Genomic DNA, 6,520 nt, shown 5'->3' with positions numbered 1-6,520 from the left:
GTCAAAAACACTTCAAACGGGCCGTGGGGAAGATGACCGTACCCATATCGCGACCATCGGCCANCAGCCCGGGAGTTTTCCTGAATGACAACTGCAAGCCATAAAGGGCCTGACGCACGGTGATCAGGGCGGCGATCTTGGAGGCGGTATTGCCGACCTCTTCGGCGCGGATGGCCTGGGTCACGTCTTCATTGGCCAGGAAGATATGGGCACCATCGAAGTGGCAGTGCAGGTGCTCGGCCGCCTTGGCCAGGGCGTGCTCATCATTGAGCGCGATGCCGCGCCGCAACACGGACAGTGCCGTCAAGCGGTACAGCGCGCCCGAATCCAGATAATGGAAACCCAGTTCGCGGGCCACCTTCTGCGCCACGGTGCCCTTGCCGGAGGCGGTCGGGCCATCGATGGTGATGACCGGTATCTTTGCTTTTTCCATGGCCTGAACCCTTTATCTGTGAATAATTTAGCGTAATTCCGTTAAACACAGGGTTTATCAGATCAAGGTTTGTTCGGCAATCTTTTTGAAGACGTCGAAGTAATCCGGGAAGGTCTTGGCCACGCACTTGGGGTCGTTGATGCGGATACGGTTGCCACGCCGCAATGCACCATCGAGCGCCGCCAGCGAGAAGCACATGGCCATGCGGTGGTCGTCGTAGGTATCGATGGCTGCCGTGCCGATTTCGGCCGGCGGCGTCACCGTCAAGTAGTCGGCGCCCTCCTCCACTTGCGCCCCGAGCTTGCGCAATTCGGTGGCCATGGCCGCCAGGCGGTCGGTTTCCTTGACGCGCCAGCTGGCGATATTGCGCAGGGTGCTGGGACCATCGGCATAGAGCGCGGCCACGGCGATGGTCATGGCGGCGTCGGGGATGTGGTGAAGTCGGCATCGATGGCTTTGAGGGGGCCATTGGAGGAGGCCTCGATCCAGTTTTCGCCCATGGTGATGGTGGCGCCCATCTTTTCCAGCGCCTCCACGAAACGCACGTCGCCCTGGATGCTGTCGCGCCCCACGCCCTCGACCCGCAGCGGGCCACCGGTGATGGCACCGGCCGCCAGGAAATAGGACGCCGAAGAAGCATCGCCCTCGACGTGGATGCTGCCGGGGCTACGGTAATGCTGGCCCGGCTTGATGGTGAACTGTTGCCAGCCATCACGCTCAACCTCCACACCGAAGCGGCGCATCAGGTTCAGGGTGATCTCGATGTAGGGCTTGGAAATGAGCTCACCGACCACCTCGATCTGCATCGCCTCCTCGCGCGCCATCAGGGGCGCGGCCATCAGCAATGCCGTCAGGAACTGGCTGGAGACATTGCCGCGCACCTTCATGCGCGAAGACGTCAGTTGACCACGGCGGATATGCAGCGGCGGGTAGCCGGGATTGCCGGTGTAGTCGATGCGCATCCCCACTGCATTCAAGGCATCGACCAGGTCGCCGATGGGCCGCTCATGCATCCGCGGCACGCCATGCAGCGTGTAGTCGCCGCCCAGCACGGCCAGGGCCGCCGTCAAGGGACGGATGGCAGTACCGGCATTGCCCATGAAAAGGTCGGCCTGGTGCACCGGCAGCACGCCGTTGACGCCATGCACGATGTAATCCTGAGTGCCTTCGATCTGCTCCCACTTCACGCCCAGGGTCTGCAGGGCCATCAGCATGACCAGGGTATCGTCGGAAGCCAGCAGGTCGAAGATGCGGGTGGTGCCGCCCGAGAGCGCCGCCAGCAGCAGGATGCGGTTGGAGATGCTCTTGGAGCCGGGCAGCTTGACCGTGCCTTGCACATGATGCACCGGGGCCAGGTCGATATGACGGGGGTAGGAAGCTTGTTTCATCTTGGTTGCTTTTCTGTGGATGATTCGGTGGAGCGATCCGGCCGCCCAGGCGGCCCTCACATCATTGCCGGGAATAAGGGTTCAGCAAGCCTTGCGCTCGGCCGCTTCGATGGCCGCCGCCCATTGCAGTCGGGCGTGCTGGGCATTGGCATACACCTGCTCGATGGCCGCGCCGTCGCCAGCGGCAATCATCTCCCGGATGCCCTGCAACTGCACCAGGTAAGCGTCGACTTCGGTAAGCAGCGCAGCGCGGTTGGCCAGGGTGATGTCGCGCCACATCTCCGGCGAGGACGCGGCAATCCGGGTGAAGTCACGAAAACCGCTGGCCGCATACTGGAACAGTGTCTCGGCATGGGGCTTGGCGGCGATATCGTCCACCAGCGCAAAGGCCAGCACGTGCGGCAGGTGGCTCACCGAGGCGAACACCGCATCATGCTGCTGCGCCGAGAGGCGATGGATGACCGCACCGCAGGCCCGCCAGGCCGCAGCCACGGTTTCCACATCAGCCTCGCTGTTCTCGGGCAAGGCGGTGATGACCACCTTCTTGCCTTCATACAGTTCGGCCAGAGCCGCTTCCGGCCCGTGCTTTTCGCGCCCGGCAATCGGATGGGCCGGAATGAATTGGGCAATGCGTGCACCCAGCGCCTTGCGGGCGGCGGCCACCACGTCGCTCTTGGTGCTGCCGGCATCGGTGACGATGGCTTGCTCGCCCAGGTGCGGCGCGATCGAGGCGAGGATGGATTCGGTCTGCGCCACGGGCGCGGCCACCAGGATCAGGTCGGCGCCGGCCACGGCCGCGGCCACATCGGTGGCGAAGGCATCGATGATGCCCAGCTCGCGTGCCCGTTCCAGGCTCTGCACGGAACGGCCCACGCCGACGATGTGCGCGGCCTGACCAGCGCGACGCAGCGCCAGGGCGAACGAGCCGCCGATCAGACCCACACCGAAGATGACGACTTTCTTGAACACGTTGGACTCTGCCTTGAAGGATGTCAGGACCACGGGCGCTTACAGGCCCAGCGGATAGGAGCCCAGCAGCTTGAAGAAGGCAGCGTTCTGGCGCAGTTCTTCCAGCGCCAGGGCGACCTTTTCATCCTGCTCGTGACCTTCCAGGTCGACGTAGAAATAGTATTCCCACGCCCCCATGCGAGCCGGACGCGATTCGAAGCGCGTCATCGACACCCCATGGCGCGCCAGCGGCGCCAGCAGGTTATAGACCGCACCGGCCTTGTTGGGCACCGACAGCACGATGGAAGTCTGGTCGCGGCCTGAAGGCGCCGTGCGCAGACGGCCGATCACGGCAAAGCGGGTGCGGTTGTGCGGGTCGTCCTGGATGTGGGCATTGACGGTTTGCAGGCTGTACTTCTGGCCGGCGATCTCGCCGGCAATGGCTGCCACACTATTATCTTCACCTGCCATGCGGGCTGCCTCGGCGTTGGAGGCCACCGCCTGGCGTTCGATGGCAGGATAATTCATATTGAGCCAGGCATTGCACTGAGCCAGGGCCTGCGAGTGGGCACAGATGCGGGTGATGCCCTCCATCTTGCCGCTGGCGGTCATCAGGCTGTGATGCACGGGAATGGCCACTTCGCCGCTGATGGTCAGGGTGGTCTGCAGCAGCAGGTCCAGGGTGCGATTGATCACGCCTTCGGACGAATTCTCGATGGGCACCACGCCGAAATCGGCGGTACCGGCTTCGGCATCGCGGAACACTTCATCAATCGAAACGCAGGGCAAGCCCGAGATGGCATGGCCGAACTGCTGGTACACCGCCTGTTCGCTGAAGGTGCCTTCGGGGCCGAGGTAGGCCACCGTCACGCGCTTTTCCAGCGCACGGCAGGCCGACATCACTTCGCGGAAGATGGTCTGGATATCGGTACCCAGCAAGGGACCGGGATTGCGGTCGGCAGCACGGCGCAGCACCTGGGCTTCGCGCTCGGGGCGGAACACCGGGGCATTGGTCTCGGCCTTGACGTGGCCCACTTCCTGCGCGACGCGGGCGCGCTGGTTCAGCAGGTCGAGGATCTGCGCATCGATGGCATCGATCTTCTGGCGCAGGGGCAGCAACTTGTCGTCACTCATCTTGCTCTTTCAGTATCTGCACGCCGCAGTCCGGCGCAAAGACCGGCCTGCGGCGCTGTTTGGCGTGGCGTTGGCAGGGCGTGGCAGAAGACCAGCACCGCACGGGCAACGCGCCCGGGGAGGTACAGCCTCAGCCGTGCTGCCGTTCGAAGTCTTTCAGGTAATCGACCAGGGCTTGTACGCCCTCGATCGGCATCGCGTTGTAGATCGATGCTCGCATACCGCCGACCGACTTGTGGCCTTTCAGCTGCAGCAGGCCGCGCTCTTTGGCGCCGGCCAGGAAGGTGTCATTGAGCGACTCGTCGCGCAGGAAGAACGGCACGTTCATGCGGGAACGGCAATCCGCTGCGATCCGGTTGCTGTAGAAATCGGTGCTGTCCAGGTAGCCGTAGAGCAGCTCGGCCTTGGCGATGTTGCGCGCTTCCAGCGCGGCCACGCCACCCTGGCGCTTGATCCACTGGAACACCAGGCCGGCGATGTAGATCGCATAGGTCGGCGGGGTGTTGTACATGGAGTCGTGGTCGGCCACGGTCTTCCAGTCGAAGGCCGAGGGGCAGAACGGCAGTGCGTGACCCAACAGGTCTTCGCGCACGATGACGATGGTCACGCCGGCCGGGCCGATGTTCTTCTGGGCGCCGCCATAGATGACGCCGTATTTGGACACATCCACCTCGCGCGAGAGGATGTGCGAGGACATGTCGGCCACCAGCGGTGCGCCATCGGTGTCGGCCGCGACCTCGGGGGTGTACTGGTATTCGACGCCATCGATGGTCTCGTTGCTGCAGATGTGCACGTAGGCGGCATTGCGCGAGAGCTTCCAGTCGGCGCGCGCCGGGATGCTGGCGAACTTGCGGTCGGCCGAGGAGGCTGCCACGTTCACGGTGCAGTAACGCCCCGCTTCCTTGATCGACTTGGTGGACCAGGAACCGGTGTTGATGTAGTCGGCCACGCCCGCTTCATGCTTGCCGGCCGGCGAACGCAGCGCAGCCAGGTTCATCGGGATGATGGCATTCTCGGCGATGGCCCCGCCCTGCAGGAACAGCACCTTGTAGTTGGAAGGAATGTGCATCAGCGCGCGCACGTCAGCCAGCGCCGCCTCGATGATGGACATGTATTCCTTGCCGCGATGGCTCATCTCCATGACCGACATGCCACTGCCATGCCAGTCCAGCATCTCGTCGGCTGCCTGTTGCAGCACTTCCTTGGGCAATACCGCCGGACCGGCGGAAAAGTTATAGACCATTTCTGCGTTCGCCATCAAAAAAGGCGGCAGGCGCGTTGCCCACCGCCCTGGACTTGCTTCACTCGCCAGCGGCAGGTGTCTCACCGCCGGCGGCCTCGGTACCTTCGCTTTCGATCACGTCTTCCACATCGGACTCAACCACGCGCTGCAGGCCGGACAGCTTGGTGCCGTCTTCCACTGCGATCAGGGTCACGCCCTGGGTGGCGCGACCCATCTCGCGGATCTCGGAAACGCGGGTGCGGATCAGCACGCCACCGGTGGTGATCAGCATGATCTCATCGCTGGAGTCCACCAGCGTGGCGGCCACGACCTTGCCGTTGCGCTCGCTGGTCTGGATCGCGATCATGCCCTTGGTGCCACGGCCATGACGGGTGTACTCGGTGATCGGAGTACGCTTGCCGAAGCCGTTTTCGGTGGCGGTGAGCACCGACTGCTGCTCGTTTTCAGCCACCAGCAGGGCGATGACCTGCTGCGTTTCTTCCAGGTTCATGCCGCGCACACCACGGGCGGTACGGCCCATCGGACGCACATCGTTTTCATCGAAGCGTACGGCCTTGCCGCCATCCGAGAACAGCATCACGTCATGCTGTCCATCGGTCAGCGCGGCGCCGATCAGGAAGTCGCCTTCGTCCAGGTCGACCGCGATGATGCCGGCCTTGCGCGGATTGGAAAAGTCAGACAGCGGCGTCTTCTTGACCGTTCCCAGGCTGGTGGCCATGAAGACGTAGCGGTCATCCGGGAAGCTGCGGTTGGCGCCCGACACCGGCAGGATCACCGTGATCTTCTCGCCATCCTGCAGCGGGAACATGTTGACGATGGGCTTGCCGCGCGAATTGCGCGAACCCTGCGGCACTTCCCAGACCTTCAGCCAGTACAGGCGGCCACGGTTGGAGAAGCACAGGATGTAGTCGTGCGTGTTGGCGATGAAGAGCTGGTCGATCCAGTCGTCATCCTTGGTCGCCATGGCTTGCTTGCCGCGTCCGCCGCGCTTTTGCGCGCGGTATTCAGAAACTGGCTGCGACTTCATGTAGCCGGTGTGGGAGAGCGTGACCACCATATCCTGCGGCGTGATCAAGTCTTCGGTGGCCAGGTCGGTGGCGTTGTGCTCGATGGTGGAGCGACGCTCGTCCTTGGCGCCGATGCCGAAGTCGTTCTTGGCGGCGTTGAGTTCGTCGGTGATGATGGCCGTCACGCGGGCCGGCTTGGAGAGGATATCCAGCAGGTCGGCGATCTGCGCCATCACGTCCTTGTATTCGTTGACGATCTTGTCCTGCTCCAGACCGGTCAGGCGTTGCAGACGCATCTGCAGGATTTCCTGGGCCTGTTCGTCGGAGAGCTTGTAGAGGCCGTCGGACTGGATACCGTAATGAGCCG

The 6,520-nt window shown here is 63.4% G+C and carries 4 protein-coding genes and 2 pseudogenes; all 6 read right to left on the bottom strand.

Going from position 1 to position 6,520, the window contains the following annotated elements; genetic code table 11:
* Positions 1 to 4: 4 nt before the first annotated feature.
* Positions 5 to 433: pseudogene (cmk, locus tag I5W_RS16160) on the bottom strand ((d)CMP kinase); the annotation flags it as partial.
* A 57-nt stretch (positions 434 to 490) separates the two neighbouring features.
* Positions 491 to 1,821: pseudogene (aroA, locus tag I5W_RS16155) on the bottom strand (3-phosphoshikimate 1-carboxyvinyltransferase).
* An 81-nt stretch (positions 1,822 to 1,902) separates the two neighbouring features.
* A complete protein-coding gene (locus I5W_RS16150) occupies positions 1,903 to 2,790 on the bottom strand; it encodes a prephenate dehydrogenase (RefSeq protein ID WP_026052264.1) in 888 nt (295 codons plus the stop codon).
* A 39-nt stretch (positions 2,791 to 2,829) separates the two neighbouring features.
* Entirely contained in the window at positions 2,830 to 3,903 is a 1,074-nt protein-coding gene (gene pheA / locus I5W_RS16145; protein ID WP_044529998.1) for a prephenate dehydratase, read from the bottom strand.
* Between the two features lie 130 nt (positions 3,904 to 4,033).
* Positions 4,034 to 5,146 carry a 3-phosphoserine/phosphohydroxythreonine transaminase gene (gene serC / locus I5W_RS16140; protein ID WP_044529997.1) on the bottom strand — a complete coding sequence of 371 codons (1,113 nt, stop codon included), beginning with the start codon at positions 5,144 to 5,146 and terminating at the stop codon, positions 4,034 to 4,036.
* Positions 5,147 to 5,204: 58 nt separating this feature from the next.
* Positions 5,205 to 6,520, bottom strand: a 1,316-nt coding sequence (locus tag I5W_RS16135; RefSeq protein WP_044529996.1) for a DNA gyrase C-terminal beta-propeller domain-containing protein, incomplete at its 5' end; no start/stop codon positions are given.

It is taken from the genome of Herbaspirillum sp. B65, from assembly GCF_000333555.1.
In the GTDB taxonomy this organism is placed as follows: domain Bacteria; phylum Pseudomonadota; class Gammaproteobacteria; order Burkholderiales; family Burkholderiaceae_D; genus Herbaspirillum; species Herbaspirillum rubrisubalbicans.
The sequence above is the reverse complement of the archived record's forward strand: the minus strand, read 5'-3'. Positions and strand labels throughout refer to the sequence as shown.

What these genes read in the sequence shown, in the direction of transcription:
- pheA (WP_044529998.1), bottom strand. Translation starts at nt 3,903, where the DNA reads ATGAGTGACGACAAGTTGCTGCCCCTGCGCCAGAAGATCGATGCCATC.
- serC (WP_044529997.1), bottom strand. Translation starts at nt 5,146, where the DNA reads ATGGTCTATAACTTTTCCGCCGGTCCGGCGGTATTGCCCAAGGAAGTG.